This window comes from Methanobacteriaceae archaeon, assembly GCA_013403005.1.
GTDB lineage: Archaea > Methanobacteriota > Methanobacteria > Methanobacteriales > Methanobacteriaceae > Methanobacterium.
Window position 1 is genome coordinate 108,135 of the sequence record JACBOA010000004.1, and the last position, 14,379, is coordinate 122,513.

General features: G+C 36.3%; 12 protein-coding genes and 3 pseudogenes. 7 read left to right on the forward strand and 8 right to left on the reverse strand.

Going from position 1 to position 14,379, the window contains the following annotated elements:
* The first annotated feature begins 6 nt into the window (after nucleotides 1–6).
* From HVN35_04625 to HVN35_04640, 4 genes are all read left to right on the forward strand, one after another.
* The gene (locus HVN35_04625) at nucleotides 7–996 is read left to right on the forward strand and encodes an NADH-quinone oxidoreductase subunit H (protein ID NYB51828.1); all 990 of its coding nucleotides are present in this window, start codon (nucleotides 7–9) and stop codon (nucleotides 994–996) included.
* Nucleotides 997–1,085: 89 nt separating this feature from the next.
* Complete coding sequence (gene ehbP / locus HVN35_04630; GenBank protein ID NYB51829.1) at nucleotides 1,086–1,358, forward strand: energy-converting hydrogenase B subunit EhbP; 273 nt, start codon at nucleotides 1,086–1,088, stop codon at nucleotides 1,356–1,358.
* A gap of 1,163 nt (nucleotides 1,359–2,521) precedes the next feature.
* Entirely contained in the window at nucleotides 2,522–3,793 is a 1,272-nt protein-coding gene (locus HVN35_04635) for a hypothetical protein (protein ID NYB51830.1), read from the forward strand.
* Nucleotides 3,794–3,992: 199 nt separating this feature from the next.
* Nucleotides 3,993–4,217: a PepSY domain-containing protein gene (locus tag HVN35_04640; protein NYB51831.1), complete on the forward strand. Its 225-nt coding sequence runs from the start codon at nucleotides 3,993–3,995 to the stop codon at nucleotides 4,215–4,217.
* A gap of 134 nt (nucleotides 4,218–4,351) precedes the next feature.
* Here HVN35_04640 and HVN35_04645 read toward each other — a convergent pair.
* The 5 genes and pseudogenes from HVN35_04645 to HVN35_04665 all read right to left on the reverse strand — a co-directional run bounded on the left by HVN35_04645 (nucleotide 4,352) and on the right by HVN35_04665 (nucleotide 8,684).
* Nucleotides 4,352–5,437: pseudogene (locus tag HVN35_04645) on the reverse strand (GMC family oxidoreductase N-terminal domain-containing protein).
* Nucleotides 5,407–5,619: an SDR family oxidoreductase gene (locus tag HVN35_04650; protein NYB51832.1), complete on the reverse strand. Its 213-nt coding sequence runs from the start codon at nucleotides 5,617–5,619 to the stop codon at nucleotides 5,407–5,409. The pseudogene HVN35_04645 and the gene HVN35_04650 overlap by 31 nt, the downstream one beginning before the upstream one ends.
* Before the next feature lie 126 nt (nucleotides 5,620–5,745).
* A pseudogene (locus HVN35_04655) lies at nucleotides 5,746–7,010 on the reverse strand (polysaccharide pyruvyl transferase family protein).
* 149 nt (nucleotides 7,011–7,159) lie between these two features.
* Nucleotides 7,160–7,957, reverse strand: coding sequence for an NAD(P)H-dependent oxidoreductase (locus tag HVN35_04660; protein NYB51833.1), 798 nt, complete (start codon nucleotides 7,955–7,957; stop codon nucleotides 7,160–7,162).
* A gap of 83 nt (nucleotides 7,958–8,040) precedes the next feature.
* Nucleotides 8,041–8,684 (reverse strand): annotated as a pseudogene (locus HVN35_04665) (TetR/AcrR family transcriptional regulator).
* Between the two features lie 122 nt (nucleotides 8,685–8,806).
* Here HVN35_04665 and HVN35_04670 point away from each other — a divergent pair.
* Complete coding sequence (locus tag HVN35_04670; GenBank protein ID NYB51834.1) at nucleotides 8,807–9,190, forward strand: hypothetical protein; 384 nt, start codon at nucleotides 8,807–8,809, stop codon at nucleotides 9,188–9,190.
* A gap of 114 nt (nucleotides 9,191–9,304) precedes the next feature.
* On the opposite strand, the gene HVN35_04675 is transcribed toward HVN35_04670, so the two are convergent.
* The 3 genes from HVN35_04675 to HVN35_04685 form a co-directional block, all read right to left on the reverse strand.
* Complete coding sequence (locus HVN35_04675) at nucleotides 9,305–9,619, reverse strand: hypothetical protein (GenBank protein ID NYB51835.1); 315 nt, start codon at nucleotides 9,617–9,619, stop codon at nucleotides 9,305–9,307.
* Between the two features lie 89 nt (nucleotides 9,620–9,708).
* Nucleotides 9,709–10,017: a hypothetical protein gene (locus tag HVN35_04680; GenBank protein ID NYB51836.1), complete on the reverse strand. Its 309-nt coding sequence runs from the start codon at nucleotides 10,015–10,017 to the stop codon at nucleotides 9,709–9,711.
* Nucleotides 10,018–10,097: 80 nt separating this feature from the next.
* Nucleotides 10,098–10,382, reverse strand: a complete 285-nt coding sequence (locus HVN35_04685; GenBank protein ID NYB51837.1) for a winged helix-turn-helix transcriptional regulator — start codon at nucleotides 10,380–10,382, stop codon at nucleotides 10,098–10,100.
* Between the two features lie 270 nt (nucleotides 10,383–10,652).
* Between HVN35_04685 and HVN35_04690 the strand changes: the two genes are divergently transcribed.
* Together HVN35_04690 and HVN35_04695 are read left to right on the forward strand one after the other, a co-directional pair.
* The gene (locus HVN35_04690; protein NYB51838.1) at nucleotides 10,653–13,421 is read left to right on the forward strand and encodes a PAS domain S-box protein; all 2,769 of its coding nucleotides are present in this window, start codon (nucleotides 10,653–10,655) and stop codon (nucleotides 13,419–13,421) included.
* 146 nt (nucleotides 13,422–13,567) lie between these two features.
* Nucleotides 13,568–14,224 (forward strand): DUF5612 domain-containing protein, encoded by a 657-nt coding sequence (locus HVN35_04695; protein ID NYB51839.1) that lies wholly within the window; start codon nucleotides 13,568–13,570, stop codon nucleotides 14,222–14,224.
* Nucleotides 14,225–14,379 lie beyond the last annotated feature (155 nt).

Sequence of the window (14,379 nt, forward strand, 5' to 3'; positions counted from 1 at the left end):
TAAACCATGGACCTTATATATTCAGCATTGGCAGTAATAGGCACCCTGGTGGTGGCCTTCATAGTAAGTCTATTCTTACCAGGTATCGAACGTAAGTTCATCCATGCCAGGATTCAGCAAAGGGTAGGCCCACCCATTACCAGTCCCGGGATAATGGCTCCCCTTAAATTTTTCTTCAAACAAACCATCAATCCCGAATCTTCAATGCCCAGATTATACAATTCCTTACCCTTAATAAGTTTGATAATAATAGTTATCCTCCTATTATTCCTCATCCCTGAAATGTACTTTTTAGGAACCCTAGCCAGTGTAATTGCCATTGTGGGGTTCCTCAAAGTTGAAGAAATAATGTACATGTTCATGGGCAGCCTTTCAAAATCAGTGTTATCTGTACGCATGCCCTTCCCGGATAAGGTGAAAGGTGCTAAACATCCAGAAATCCCCAGATCATTTTTTGAGGAGTTAAGCAGCCTTCGCGCTTTCAGATTAATAGCATTCGGATCCTTCCCCTTATACATTGCCCTTTTTGTGGCAGTGGCCATGACCGGAAGCATATACTTACAGGACATAGTTGCCTACCAGCAAACACACGGACCCATCCTGTTCTCAGTGGCAGGAGTACTGGGAGCCATAGTATTCTTCATGGGATACATGATCCTCCTGAATGAATACCCATTTGCCATCTTAAAAGCCAAACCAGACGTGGTTGAAGGACCCTACCTGGAATACGCTGCAAAATACAGGGCTTATGTATACATTACTCGTGGATTTCTGATGTTTACCTTAGCCTGTTTATTCAGCACTCTATTTTTGGGAATAGCTCCCAACATCCTAAACATAAACTTCATCATCACCTTGATAGTAGCTCTGCTGTTCCCAATGATTATGGCAGTGATGAGTGCATTCTCACCAGTATTCACCTATAAACAGTTCTATCCAACTGTTGCAGGAGTTTCTATAATAGGAGTATTGGCCATAGTTGCGGCACTCCTTTAAACCACAGAAAAATGATACTAAAAAGATATAGTAACTTAAAGGAATCATTCAAGTAGATAGAAATAATTTAAACACGTTATGGTGATCAAATGAAAATTGTAATCAGGCCCCTGCACATCATGAGCCTGGGGGGTTATATTGTGGAAACCGAGTTCCCCTACCGGAATGTGATTGTGGTCAACCCCACAGAGGAACCCATAAAGTTAGAGGTGCCCGTATTTAATGAAGAATGGCTAGAAGAACAGAGCCAGTTAGGTCTTGAACTCATTCCCCTAACCGAGGAAGATAACTATCTCAGCAGATTTCGCAAGGCTAAAGCCAAATTGGATAAATTGAAAACAGAACTTGCTAAGGGAGAATAAAATCAATATTCTTTTCTCAATAAGCTTTTTTTAAAGGAATTTTTTTTGAAATTTTAACTCCAATATTTAATATTTAGTAAATCCTTTTTTTCCTTTTTTAAATATTTTTTAGCAGGGTTAGATTTGGATAAGTTTGCAGAAACCCTGAAAAGAATTGGATATTCAGCATCTTAGCTATATTTTTGAATCAAAACTAGCTGGATAATTTCATCAAATCTTTCATTGATAATTTGCATAATATTTATCTCTTTCATCTCTATTCTAGATAATATAAGCTATTTGAGATGATCACAGGATGCTTAAAGCACTTTAACATCATCAAAAGTACTAATTATCATACAATTAATATGAAATCTTTCAAAGTAATATTGAGACAGAAAATATGATACTTTATTATTAAAACTTAGAAATTTTAATTTCAGGAGGCAATGGGTTCGGTATGGATTATATGGATGTTTAAATGTTCATTATATTTCATTTTTAGATAAATGGGGTTTTTTTGGTTATTAGATTACACAGCCTCTAGGCTTAATGATTTAAAGAAAGGGGCCTATGGTATAATAGTTCATAAGAGTTATATTTTTCATACATAGGCCATAATAAGGGCTTATTAATTTAAAAAACAAACAAATAATGCTTATAAAAAATCAACTTTTCAAAATCCGTAGCATGTCCTCTAAATTGAAAAAAAAGCCTTAGAATTGTCTTTTTTTGAAGAATTCCATCAAAATATTTATATAGTATAATGAAATGATCAATAGCTGTCCAAAAACGTCTGATGATCCTAGAAAAAGGATGTTAAGGGACATGGAGGCGGTAAAATTAATAGAAAAATACTTTTCCCTGTGTTAGCGATAGCCATAACACTATTATGTATAAATGGAATTTATGCAACGAGTCAAATTGATGAACAAAACTTAACTGCTAACTCATCAACTTCTTTTAACAACAACACCTACTCAGGAAGCTCTAATTCAAACAACACATCTCAATTAAAGGGTGAATATGGTATTAGTGCTGATATTCCTGCCAGCGGAGCAAGTGAACCAATCCCCAGTTTTACAATTGACCAAATAAAGATCAGTGCATCTATCGTAAGGAATTACATAGAAACTTACAATCAACTTCCAGATAGGGTATTAGTAGGCACTACAAATGTTTCCATGCCTCAATTTTTAGAGCTTCTGGTCACAGCCACTCTTCAAATGAACAACGGGAACAATGCTCCCATATTGCTATTAAATTTCACTGCACCAACTAGTCCTCTTGAAAACATTGTAGCTGGAAATATCTATAAAGCGGAGTATCTTAAATTGGCTAATGATATTAAGAGTTACATGGATAGTAGTGGGAAGACTCCGGATTTTGCTTATGGAACCAGTTTGGGAACCTATCTTAGGTATGAGAATTTGGTTTATATGTATAGTATGATCATGGACTATTACAATACTAGTGGTAAAAAAGCTGATTTTGCAGTTATGAAACCATGGCTTGTAGTTAAGGGAGATGTTCTTGCTACATTTTCTATTGATGATATTAAGGCAGCTGCGACTAATGTTAGGAATTATATTGAAAATTATTCGAAATTGCCGGATAGTGTGATGATCGGTGGTATTAATGTTTCCATGCCTCAGTTCTTAGAACTTCTAGTAACAGCAACCATTAAAGTAAACAATGGGAACACCAGCCTCATACCTCTAAGAAGCTATGCAACACCAACTTGTCCTATCGAATCCATCACTTCTGGAGTGATTCCTAAAGCGGAGTATCTTAAATTGGCTAATGATATTAAGAGTTACATGGATAGTAGTGGGAAGACTCCGGATTTTGCTTATGGAACCAGTTTGGGAACCTATCTTAGGTATGAGAATTTGGTTTATATGTATAGTATGATCATGGACTATTACAATACTAGTGGTAAAAAAGCTGATTTTGCAGTTATGAAACCATGGGTATTAATAATTTATAAATCACCTGCCGGGTTTGAACAATACACTGTAGCTACTACTAACTGCCAGTCCAATGATCCAAGTATTATAGCACTGGCCAGCAGCATTACTGCAGGAGCATCTTCACCATATGAAATGGCTTTACGCATCTTTAACTGGGTTAGGGATAATATTAACTACGAGTTTTATTATAACACCCAGAAAGGTGCACTAGGCACTTTGAGCACAGGTGGAGGAAACTGTGTCGACACCACTCATTTGTTGATTGCCTTGGAAAGAGCTGTAGGAATACCTGCCAGATACGTCCATGGGTACTGTCAATTCAGTAGTGGTAGTTGGTACGGGCATGTATGGGCAGATATTTATGTAAATGGTATGTGGGTAGCTGCAGATGCAACTAGCTCCCGGAATAGCTTTGGATCCATAAATAATTGGAACACAGGAACATTCACATTAAAGGGTTACTACACCAGCCTACCATTCTGAGAGTCATACAATGAGAGAAAAAAATAGTATAAGAATCGACTAGTTTCATGGTGCTATCGACATTTAAGGCCGTTATAATTGTTGGAACATTTGCTCTAGCAGCATTGGAGTTTCAAAGGAAGTATTATCACAAGCTAAACTAAATTTCCAATTTAAGCAGTTCCAATAAAGTTATAGTAACGCAAATAATAAATAAAGGATTAAAGGAAGTGTTAAAATTAAAATATCTCCCTCAGAAGCCCAAAAAATTGCAGAAACTTATGTAAAAGAACCAGGAGCTAAGGTAGGAATACCTCAACTGGATGAAGTAAATGGTCAGATGATGTATATTGTTCCCATTGAAATCAATGGAAGTCCTGTAGGGGAAATAACCATCAATGCAGTTACTGGTGAAAACATGGGTGGTGCGGGAGGAGCACCTTGAAACTGGTAGATTTCCTATCATTTTTTTTAAATAAATTCATTTTTTTAATCTATCAATCATCCTCTTAAATTATTTCTTTTTTTTAATTAGGACTATCCATTGCTTTCATGTTAACTATGATCTGATTAAACTCTTTAATCAGGTTTAAACCGGGTTTTCATGCGAGCAACCCTCAAAGCCAGAGCCATAGTTAACAACATGGTGGGCATCCCCTGGGAACGGGGTACCAGAGAAAGATCAGCCACCTAAAAACCTTCAGGAAGCCATGAAGGCCTCATATTTATTACATCTTCTTTTTTAAGGGGCACAGTACCGCCCAAGTGACCGGCGTTATACATACCCTGTATGAATGGTCCTGAAACACCTGCTCCTTCCATTATCTCTTGACCCTGAATCAGGGCCTCATCCATATGTTCTCGATCATGCAGGGTCAGAGCTTTTTCCACTTTTCCATTGGCTAAAACTGTACCACTTTCAGTATCTGCCAGTTTCACCATGATGCCCACTCGGTTCTCTAGAGATACCTTTCTCCAGGGCTGGTGGAAGAGGTGGGAAAATATGTCCAGATACGGGGAGAGTATATGACCTTCATGGGTGGTGTACCATAACATGGGTGGTTCTTCCAGTTGCCGGGCACCTGGGGAAACAGCACCCAGGTTGAGTAGAATATCAGCCCATAAACGATCTTCAGCTTGTAATCCTGAATTTTTCAGAATTTGAGCAGTTCCTATTCCTCCAGCAGCTAAAACAACCATATCGGCTTTTAGAGTTTTCAATCCTCTTGATTGAATCTGAACACCAGTTACCTTTCCCTTTTCAACTAACACCTTTTCCACATAAGAACTGGTTTCCAATTTCGCCCCATTATGCACAGCCTGTCTTAAGAATCTTCGGGAGTCCCAACGAGCCCCAGTTTTACAACCAGGTTCACAAAGTCCACAGGATACACATGTTTTCGGTTTCAGCTTTGGGGGTTGGTTGGGGGTTTAAATCCAAATCTTGGGCAATTGGAACATGGCACTGGTCAGGAGCCTCTACCTATCCTGTGGAAATGGTTGTGGACGAATTTCATCCTCCAGTTCCTGAAATTCAGGGTTTAAGTCCAATCATATCTCCTTTAATCCATGGTCGGTTCTAATCAGGTTTTCGCAGGATAAGATGATATTAAAATATTTGATTTGCTGATTTTTTATATGAGTTTGAATTCTCCATTTTTGAATCTTTTAAGGATTGAAAGTTCATCCCAATCATACCATGCTCTTTTCAACCGCCTCACTGTACTGATTTGGTTTTGAGCCCTTACCATGGCTATGATTTTAATTCCGGGTTGGTGAATTAACTGGCGAGCTATCTGGGTTCCTAAAAATCCATTTGCACCAGTTATCAGCACTCTATTGGCCATATATCTCTCCAGTTACCTAAATCTCATTAGATTCTGTATAGTTATTATATGGATGCATTTATTTTGCCATCATTCATTAGGTAATGGATTAATCTAACCGATCCATTCATATTATTAGTCCTTGATTCATCTTTCATCATCCACATCAGTTTTCATTTTCAGCGTCCCTTCCGTGAGGAACTTCTGAAGCAGGATGGGGTTTTCATGAGATATAGGTTGAGCTGTGTATGTAAGCCGTTTTTTAGATGATCTTTCTCTAAATCAGGATTAGCTAATAGCAAATCTATCTTCTCCCCAACAACTTCCCATAAATTAGGGGTATTGTGGCTTAAAAAGTAGTCAGCATACAAGTTGAGATCATGATAGAATGATGAAAGTCGCGGATCATGACCCACTGCTATCTGCGGAACACAAGATCTAAGGGATAACACTGCGGAATGATAACGGGAAGTAACCAGCAAATCCAGTTCACAAAGTATGCAGGTCATCTGGGATGCATTATAATCTCTAGAGGAGATTAAATGGCATTTATCTTTATTTTTTATTTTTTAAAAGTATATCTTCAGCCAGAGGCTGGTCCAACTCTTCCATGCAGATGAGGGCGACGTTCTTCTGGTGTTTTTCTATTATGTGGTCTGCAGTTTTCACCCATCCTTCAATCAGCTTTTCGCGTGCTTCTAGCCGATTTTTAGAACGGGAAAAATAATATGGCCACTTATAAATGTCTTTCACGACCCCAGGGTCTTATCACCACGGGCCACAGGGAGAAATCTACCACTGCCAGACCTAGAACACCATCTCTTGATTCTGGCCAGATTTTTCCCAGGAAATCATTGTCTTCAGGTTCTTCCTGAAAGGTGAAGGCACAGTCAGCAGGTCCTGATAGGGGCGGTTACTCCAATTTCTCTGAGTTTTTTTGCTGCATAACTGGTGCGGGTTATTATGAGATCAGTTTTGATGGCTTCTCTTTTCACCAGCCAACTGTTAAAACTGGATAACTCCCCAGCATCTACTGCATAAGCAACACATGGCTTTTTTTGTCTATGGGCGCTTTTGGTTGCCCAGAGAAATGCCCAGAGAAGTGCTGAAGTCCAGGTGTCCATGTAACAGCTTCCCTCCACCAGCAGAAACAAGTCATGTTCAGCAACCAGTTTATAAATTGAAAAGAAGAATATGGAGGGAATGGGAGCAATATGTATTTTTTCATCTTCAGAAAGGTAACGGCGCAGGTTCTCCTCATTCAAAGTGGGAACTGTGATCTCAGTTTCAGGACCCAGCACTCCCCGAACATCTTCTATTATGGAGAGTAATCTGGCTTCGGATCCGGTGTTGTTGGCACCGTTGTATCCCACCAGCAGCACCTTGTGGTGGGAGTTTTTATTTACAGTCATAGTATAATGGTCAAGTAAGGTGCACTGATATATTCCAGATTTTATAAAAAATCTCTGGAAATTTTAAAAGATCAGCATTTCTAAAGAAAAAACCTTAAAAATTTTTTTAAACAATTTTCATTCTCAAAAACACATTTCGAGGGTTTTTTTTATTGGTTTTTTTCATCACCAGGACCCATATCTCGCATAATGAAAAAAACCAGCTTCAATAAAATGCTGGTTAAGATTTTGGTAGGGATACCTATCTTAGCTAGGATATAGTACTCTTTTTCCTGGTAGAAATGGTAATCAGCAGGCATATACTCTTTAACATTCTCAGACATGGTTTGAAAAATGCGGAAACTCAGGTAATTTTTTACTCCAACCTTCAAACCATCAAATTTTTCTTTTTCAATGTTTTTAAGGGATTTATCAAATTTTTTAGCTGATTTTTCCAGTGCAATGGTGTTTTTTTCCTTCAAGCTGGTGGTGGGTGGCCAGGGTGCAGTTACCATACTACATTTACCAGCAACCTGGTATCCCCATGCTTCCGTAATCATATCCATATATTTTAGGGTTTCTTTTGCCCCCATACCTCCTGTGGTGCAGACAACGAGAGCCTTCTTACCATGGTAGGCTGGGCGGTGGCAGAGGTAGGCCATCCGGTCAATGAAGTTCTTCAGAAGGGCGGATATATTCATCACATACACCGGGGAGACCATTACCAGTCCATCAGCCTCCTCCATCTTATCTTGAATCAATTGGAGGTCATCCTTAAGGGGGCAGAACTCAATTCCCCTGGACACGCAGTTGAAACAGCCTTTACATGCCTCTAGATGGGCATCTTGAAGGAACAGGTATTCGAATTGATAATGACCTTTCTTTTTCATTTCATCTTCCAATTTTTTAGCAGCCTGATAACTGTTACCCTTTTTGCGGGGACTTCCAATGATTGTTAATATTTTCAACAGCATCACATCCATATCATTAATCTGATTAAATATCTGTTAAGGTGTAGTATTTTTATTTATCAAAGTTTAATCATCAAATTCTAATCGCATTTAAAATGTAATTCTGTATGGTTTTTCATCCGGTCCAGAGGCAGTTCCATGAATGAGTCAAAGTCCTCATTGTATTTCAAGACGAAGTATTCAAAGAAGAGGAATATGGTAAATGAGAAGTATTCATAGGCCAGTGTTCGAGGGTTTACAGGTTTAATCATTTTTTTATCAATCATCATCTGGAATTTAGATTCCCAGACGTTAATAGGTTCTTCTAAAAGTTCATTTTTGAAAAAATCCCTTAATTTTTTGGTGACAGGTTTCAAAAGAAACCAGAAATCATATTTTTTTTATTTAAAGGGTTTTGATACATTTCATGAGCCTTCTAGCATCCAAATGGAAATACACTTTAAGTCCGGTCCATTAAATCTGCACCTTCATTTTCAGAAGCCCACTCTGGTTTAGTTCACGTTAGAGATAGTCGATTATATCATCCAGTATTGCTTCTTTGCTGGGGGTAATGGTTGTAAATAGAACTTTCAATTACACCAACTTCAAGGGCTATTTCAAGCACTGAGACTATACCAAATCATTTTTCTGAGAATAATTCAAGTGAAACATCGAATATTCTTTCCTTGGTTGGTTTTAAGGCTTTCCAGTATTCTGATTTTTTATGATGATCATTCTTTAACAGATATTTGTATTTAAATTTAATTTGGTGGAAATCTGGTATGAATCTGGGAGAAATCTCGGAAAAATAATTTATAAATTATCTGTGATATGTTTAATCAACAAGACTAGAGGAGGTGAACTAATATGTTGAAAAAATCAGCTTTGCTATGTTCTCTAGTTGTGTTGGTTAGTATAGTGTCTGTATTTGCAGCTAGCAGTGACACACCACTAAACACACAAACTAAAACTCAATTAAAAACACAAGACCGAAATTGCACAGGGGAATGCAGTTCTATTGGAAATCAAATCCAGACACAAACACAAAACAGGGATCAAAAACAAGTTCAAACACAAAATAGGGATCAAATACAAGTAAAAACACAAAATAAGGATCAAATCCAAATACAAACACAAAACCAGGATCAAACTCAGACTAGAAGTCAGAATCAAGCCCGTGATGGTACTGGAGATCAAATTCAAAATCAGAACCAGTACCAAAATAAATATGCAAACTCAAACAAAACATAAACTTGGAAAAAGGTTTTGTTTTGAATTTAGAGTATGAAGTATTAATAGATATTCTATACTCTTTTTTTTATTTTAATTTTTTATTTAATTAGTGTTACATAGCATATTCAATAATTATTGTCTATTTTGATATTGTTGTTGATTTTGTTGGTTTCCTTGTTGATTACTGTTTTGATTTTGATTTTGTTGAACAATTTCTCGATTATTGTTATGATTTTGTTGGTTTCCTTGTTGATTACCGTTTTGATTGTGTTGTTGATTTTGTTTCTGGGACTGATTTTGGTCACAGTTCTGATTATTATATTGGTTTTGTTTCTGAATTTGTTCTTGTTTTTGTATTTGGTTTGATATTTGACCTGCGAATACTGGAATGGAGCATATAATAACAACGGCAGTAATTATAAGAACAATCTTCTTGAGATTATCCATTATCTCACCTTTATGTTGGTTAAATATAATATATCTGAAGATCATATAAATAATTATACCCAGATTTTACCCATAACTCAACTTTTTTTTTATCCTAAGGTTATCCAGATCAGTACTAATAGTGCGAAAAATTCTATAAAATTTATAAAGAAGAAGGGAATTCCAATTTCCATGTTCCTGAAGCTACTGAATGTTAACAGTAAAGATGTGAATATTATGTTCTGGAATAGTAATAATAATGCGAATAAAACTAGGCCCAGAGTAAATTTGGTTCTAAACTTCCGATAACTATCCACATATACGTATAGTAAAATAATTAAAAGTAATATAATAGCAATACCTATAATAATATCTATACTTATAATTTGACTGTTTGTAGGCTGCAGTATTGACCATATCCCTCCATTTATTGTTCCATTTAGATCTGCCATTTAATCACCTCTTCAGAATCTTCAGAATATATTTATTATATCTTTATTTACTCTATCTCCAATTTTTTTGCAATTTCCAGGAATAAAGAGTATTCTTCTTCCAGATCATCTGATAAAAAGAATAAAGCCCCATATTTCTTCCCTGAAGATTTAACAATAAATTTATGGTCTTCTAATACTTTAATATGGTATTCAACGGTTTTATAATCCAGATCGAGTTCTTCGGAAAGTTGATTTACATTATAAGGTCTCTCATTAAGTTTTTTAATTATTCTAGCCCTATTAGCTCCCCCTCTACTCCCTGCAATCAAATACCATATAATCCTCTTCATAAAAAATCACTGATTATAAAATTGAAAAATACCAATTTTATTTATAAATAAAAACCCATTTATTATAAAGATTTTTTTAATTTAGGGGGCTGTAAAGCTATTGGGGTTGATGGATATTTGCAAACAATTTTTGCCTTAAATTGTCTTTGTTTGGTGAAAGAGCCATAATAAACGAATTTCAAATTTTGATGAACACTCCAACACCCCTAAACGGTACAGTCCCAATAAAAACAAATACTAAAAAAATATAAATATATACAGGTTTTTAAATTGACTGGAGCCAAAATACTTCTGGTGGAAGATGAAAGTATTGAAGCCATGGATATAAGGCGTACCCTGGAATCTTTAGGATATACGGTGCCATATGTTGCTTCTCGAGGGGAAGAAGCCGTAGAAAAAGCTTCCGAAATCAGGCCTGATCTCATTTTAATGGATATAGTTCTAAAAGGACAGACTAATGGTATTGAGGCAGCAAAAAAAATAAAAGAAATTAATATTCCTCTTATTTTCTTAACAGCTCATTCTGAAGAGTCAACAATTGAAAAAGCCAAACTTACAGAGCCATATGGGTACTTGATAAAACCATACGATGCTACTGAACTTAAATATGCTATTGAACTTGCAATTTATAAAAATAAAATGGAAAAAGAATTAAAAGACAGTGAAGAGAAATACAGGAGACTCACTGAGAATTCACAGGATGTTATTTATCAGATGTCCCTGCCAGATGGTCAATACCAATACGTAAATCCTGCCGCAGAAAAATTATTCGAAACACCACTTGATATTTTTTATAAGAAACCTGGTTTTATCTGGGATTTAATCCACCCTGATTTTCATGAATATTTTAGAAAAAACTTGGAAAAATTGTTAAAAGGGGATGTGTCTCCATTCTACGAATATAAAATCATAACTAAATCCGGTAAAGAGAAATGGCTTAACCAACGCAACACACTAATCACCAACGAAAAAGGGAATCCCATAGCGATTCAAGGAATCATAACTGATGTAACATATAATAAAAATTTGGAAGAGGCATTAAAAGAGCGTGAAAGAGAATTAAAACTTAAATTGGACAATATTCTATCTCCGGATTACAAGGTTGAAGAAGAGGACTTAAAAAACATCATCAATACACAAGAAATACAGTCATTAATGAACCACTTTTTTGCCCTAACCAAAATAGGTATTGCGATTTTAGATTTGGAGGGTAATGTTCTTGTTGCCACTGGCTGGCAGGACATATGTACAAAATTCCATCGAGTTAACCAACATAGCTGCAAGAACTGCTTAGAAAGCGATCTTTATTTAACACAGGATTTAAAACCAGGCGAATACCGAATTTACAAGTGCAAAAATAACATGTGGGATATGGTAACTCCTATAATGCTCGGAGAAAATCATGCAGGAAACCTTTTCCTGGGACAATTCTTCTTTGAAGATGAAAAAATAGATTATGAACTGTTTGAAGCCCAGGCAGATAAATTCGGATTTGACAAAGAAAAATATCTGGCAGCCCTAGAGCAGGTTCCGAGGTGGAGTCGCAAGAAAGTGGAAACTGTAATGCAGTTTTACAGTGAATTTGCCCAGATGATCTCAAAAATGAGCTACAGCAACCTGAAACTGGCAAAATCACTCCATGATTTAAAAGTTACAGAGAAGGCACGCAAAAAGAGTGAACAAAACTACCGAAATTTGGTTGATAACTCCTTGGTGGGAATATTTAAGACTAACTTGCAGGGGGAAATCTTATTTGCCAATGAGGCCATTGCCAGGATTTTCCATTACCCAAATGTAGAGGAGCTCAAGCAACAAAACATCATAAATTTTTATAAGAACCCGGATGACAGACTTGAACTTATTCATTTACTTGAAAAAAAGGGAAACATCACTAATTACGAGTTGGAAGCCCTTTCCAAGACGGGTAGAACTGTTCATTTAATGGGAAGTGTCAAACTTGAAGGCAATGTGCTATCCGGCATGTTTATGGACATAACTGCACGCAAAAAGGCTGAAAAAGCCATGTTACAGAGTGAAAGGAAATATAAAACTCTGTTTGAATCCAATCCAGTTTATACCATAATTACCAGTGAAGATGGTGAAGTACTGGATTATAATAAGACTGCCGAGCAAATTATTGGCAAACCTAAGGTTGAACTGGTGGGAAAACACTTCTCAAAATTAGATATTTTCCCCGAAGAGGATTTAGCATTACACAAAGAAAAATTTTTGCATTTAGTTAAGTATAAAACTGTAGATCCTTATGAATCTAGGATATTTGATAAGAATGGAAATATCAGGTGGGGGGAAACTTCATTAACTATTATAAAGGAGGATAAAGATTCCAATTACATCTTAGTGATCTTCAACGACATCACTGAACGCAAAAAAGCAGATAATAAAATAATAAAATCTCTAGAGGAAAAAGAGGTTCTTCTTAGGGAGATTCATCATCGGGTAAAGAATAATATGCAGATTATCTCCAGTTTGTTGAATCTGCAGATTCATTTTGAAGATTCGGAAAAAACAGTAAGGGTTTTGAAGGAAAGCCAGGGACGGGTGAAAAGCATGGCCATGATTCATGAGAAACTTTACCAGTCCCCCAGTTTAACCAGCATCAATTTCAAAGAATATGTGGAGAAACTTGTTCATGAAATATTTTATTCTTATGGAATCAAAAAAACATCCATTAAACCAGTATTAGATATTGAAGATATCAATCTGAACATTGAAACTGCCATCCCCTTGGGACTGATAATAAATGAATTAGTCACTAATAGTGTTAAATATGCCTTTCCTAAAGATGAAGGTACCATTAAAATCCAACTCAAAAAATTACCTGAATATTCGGTACTAAGCATAGCCGATAATGGAATCGGACTACCAAAGGATTTTGATATCAAAAATACCAAAACAATAGGTCTACAGCTGATTAATAGTTTAATCAAACAACTTGATGGGGAAATAGAACTTAACCTGGAAAATGGGACGGAATTTAAGATTACTTTTAAAGAAGTTAGTTATAAAAAAAGGTTATAGATTATATATCCAAAAAGCCAGGATATGATTTAATCCTTATAATCAATTTATTAAAATTTCAGGCAACGTTTTTTCTAAAAAACGATAGTTTAATTAGAAATTCCTTAGATAATAAATTAAATATTAATTATCAGGAGATATTCTTGATGGGCGAAATAGCCTTAAACATCAGAGCAGTTAACAGACCAGGAGTACTGAGGGATATAACTGAATTAACAGCCCTATGTGGGATTAACATAACCTACACTCATCTATTCATAGAGGACAAGGATCATGCCTCTATTTACATGGAGTTAGAGGCGGTTAAAAATGTGAAGAAATTCATAGAAAACATCAGAAACTTTGAAGCCGTAACTGGTGTTGAAGAATGCCGTACTCTGCATGAGATCTACGGAAAAAGGATTATCATAATTGGTGGAGGGGCGCAGGTAGCCATGGTGGCTCAGGGCGCCATTACAGAAGCAGATCGTCATAATATCCGGGGAGAGCACATAAGTGTAGACACCATACCTCTGGTGGGGGAGGAGAACCTTTCAGAGGCGGTTTTAGCAGTGGGAAGACTTCCCAGGGTAAGTGCACTGGTACTGGCAGGATCACTTATGGGAGGAAAGATAAGCGAGGCCATTGATGAGATAAAAAAACATCACCAGGTCATAGTAATCAGCCTCAACATGCCAGGCAGTGTCACAGAAAAAGCAGACTTGGTGGTAACCGACCCCATACAGGCAGGGGTGATGGCAGTCATGGCAGTGGCAGACACAGCCATATTCGACATTAAAAAGCTGAATAAGAAGATATTTTAAATATATTGAATCCTATCAAAGTTTATCAATCGTATTTTAACCTTCTGATGTTTATTTTAAATTAAAATCTAATTATTAAGATTATAAATCATTAAATGTAACTAAATCGTTTTTTAAACTATTTAATCTAAAAAGTTTTTTAATCAAAAATTTGA

Coding starts and splice junctions, on each gene's coding strand:
- HVN35_04625 (NYB51828.1), top strand. CDS start 7: ATGGACCTTATATATTCAGCATTGGCAGTAATAGGCACCCTGGTGGTG.
- ehbP (NYB51829.1), top strand. CDS start 1,086: ATGAAAATTGTAATCAGGCCCCTGCACATCATGAGCCTGGGGGGTTAT.
- HVN35_04635 (NYB51830.1), top strand. CDS start 2,522: ATGCCTCAATTTTTAGAGCTTCTGGTCACAGCCACTCTTCAAATGAAC.
- HVN35_04650 (NYB51832.1), bottom strand. CDS start 5,619: ATGGCCAATAGAGTGCTGATAACTGGTGCAAATGGATTTTTAGGAACC.
- HVN35_04670 (NYB51834.1), top strand. CDS start 8,807: ATGTTGAAAAAATCAGCTTTGCTATGTTCTCTAGTTGTGTTGGTTAGT.
- HVN35_04675 (NYB51835.1), bottom strand. CDS start 9,619: ATGGATAATCTCAAGAAGATTGTTCTTATAATTACTGCCGTTGTTATT.
- HVN35_04685 (NYB51837.1), bottom strand. CDS start 10,382: ATGAAGAGGATTATATGGTATTTGATTGCAGGGAGTAGAGGGGGAGCT.
- HVN35_04695 (NYB51839.1), top strand. CDS start 13,568: ATGGGCGAAATAGCCTTAAACATCAGAGCAGTTAACAGACCAGGAGTA.